The 295-nt window shown below is 29.2% G+C and carries 1 protein-coding gene; it reads left to right on the top strand.

Translation table 11 applies throughout. The annotated features are described in order from the left end of the window. Positions 1-295 (top strand): hypothetical protein (locus RI76_RS03115; RefSeq protein ID WP_161598586.1); only part of this gene is annotated, 295 nt, incomplete at both ends.

The raw sequence follows: 295 nt of genomic DNA, 5'->3' as shown, positions 1-295 counted from the left end.
ATAAACCAGAAAATGACTTTAGAACAAACAATAAGCAATTTAAGTCAAACTTACAAAGAATGGGAAAAAACCACTTTCGCTTATAATCCTAATTTATTAAACAATTTATCAAATAACTCGTCTTTCGAATATAAGCAAAACAATGATAGATATTTTTATTCTAATAAACCATTTTCTGTAACTATAAAGCCTAATTTAAAGAAAGAGAGTATGCAACAGGCAAAAGCGTTAGCACAAATAGAAACACGCGAAGCCAAAACTATCAATAGTGTTAAACACACTATTAATGGCCAGG

It is taken from the genome of Milkweed yellows phytoplasma str. MW1 (assembly GCF_000309485.1).
GTDB lineage: Bacteria > Bacillota_I > Bacilli_A > Acholeplasmatales > Acholeplasmataceae > Phytoplasma.
The sequence above is the reverse complement of the archived record's forward strand: the minus strand, read 5'-3'. Positions and strand labels throughout refer to the sequence as shown.